The organism is Lapidilactobacillus salsurivasis, from assembly GCF_054785215.1.
The window spans coordinates 1-1,665 of record NZ_BAAABI010000020.1; the positions used below are offsets into that span (position 1 = coordinate 1).

The window sequence follows — 1,665 nt, forward strand, 5'->3', positions numbered from 1 at the left end:
ACCAATCCCATTTCGTTATTGGTTGCCCGTTTCCCACGTACAGAGAAGCGCATAAAATTCATGTTCGTTTTAATATTTCCAAAAACTGGTTCAACTTCAAACTTCCGTTTGGCGAAGATCGAAGCAGTCTTGTCTGCGCTGAGGTTAGATTTAACAGAATTCTTCAAATCCTCCCAGTGTGGGTTAACGCTGATACGGCGGAGGTTACCACCATCCGTATTCGCGTAGTAATAGAGCTCAGGTGTATCTGCATTAACCGCCGTATATTCTACGAAGTGCCTCGTTGTCCCGTATTTATCTGTTCGATAGTAGTCCCGATGATGTTCAAATTGGACGCCGTGATCATCGGTATAACGGTCTAAAGTCTTTTCATATAACCAGTTTTGACGCTTCGACATATCCTTCCGGTATTTACGTGAGAGCTCTTTTAAGTACATTGTGTACGGAATGAGTGGAATAGCTCTGTACTCATCAATGACGTAATCATAGTTAGATTCACTACCATATCCTGCATCAGCAACAATATAGTTAAAGTGGTGATCAACCTGTTCAAGGAAAGGTACAAGCGTTCGCTGGTCTGTAGGCCGTTGGCAGACGTAATAGTAGAGTACATACTGGCACTGCGTGCCGATTTGGACATTGTACCCCGGCTTGAGCTGACCATTCATCATCGGATCTTCTTTCATACGCATAAAAGTGGCATCGTGGTCAGTTTTTGAGAAGCTATTTCGATCACCGAAAAGGTGACGAGCCTCAACATACTTGGTTTTACGCGGAATGAGGTCTTTTTTCAGTGTATGAAGGTAGTGCTTGTACTTTCGTCTAAGTCGCTTATTTGGTGAGCCGCCAGGCTTGACCTCTTCAGAATCAATGGCCGTTGTCAGCTCTGCAACCTTCTGTTCCAATTGAGATGCGGCGCTTTCCATCTTCTTGAGAATATCAGGGTCATCAGCATCAACATTGAGATTGATATTATTTTGAATGAGTTCATCAAATAATTCATTGGCTTTTTGATCGAGTATGGGTTCATAGCGCTCCACAGAGGCACGCCAAACGAAGCTATACTTATTCGCATCGGCCAGGATCTTTGTGCCATCAATAAAAAGCGCCTCATCTGTAATCAAGTTAAGTTGCTGGAGCATGAAGCGAAAGTGCAGAAACATTTGCTTAATTAATGTCGCCGCGGTATTAGAAGACCTAAAACGATTGATCGTTCGGGCACTGGGAGTGACATCAGGATCACCAATGAGCCATTTCATCGGAATATTTTCTTCCGCCATTTCCCTTAGCTTTGACGCGGAAGTAACATTACGTAAATAGCCAAATAGTAACATTTTAAGTAGTAGGCGAGGATCATACGGCCGCTGGCCGCGTTGAGCGTTTACCCTTTGTGGGATAAAATCATCCGGAATAGAGTCCACAAACAAGCTAATAATGCGAACAACGTGTTGATCGTTGACTTTAATTTCAAGGGGGATTGATAAAGTGGTTTGATTATTGTTATACTGTTTAAACATAGAGACCGACTCCTGACACTTATTTTTTTCGTCGAATTTAAGGTTACCAGAAGATGGTTTCTATGCCTACATAAAAAGCCCCAAAATTCCGAAAAAGTTCGGAATTTTGGGGCTTTTATTTTTGAAACTAGAATTGTGTCCTAGCCTC

Annotated in this window: 1 protein-coding gene; it reads right to left on the reverse strand. The window is 42.5% G+C overall.

Going from position 1 to position 1,665, the window contains the following annotated elements:
- A partial coding sequence (locus ACYVSB_RS12605) for an IS1182 family transposase (protein ID WP_461219661.1) occupies positions 1-1,517 on the reverse strand: 1,517 nt, incomplete at its 3' end.
- Positions 1,518-1,665: the final 148 nt, after the last annotated feature.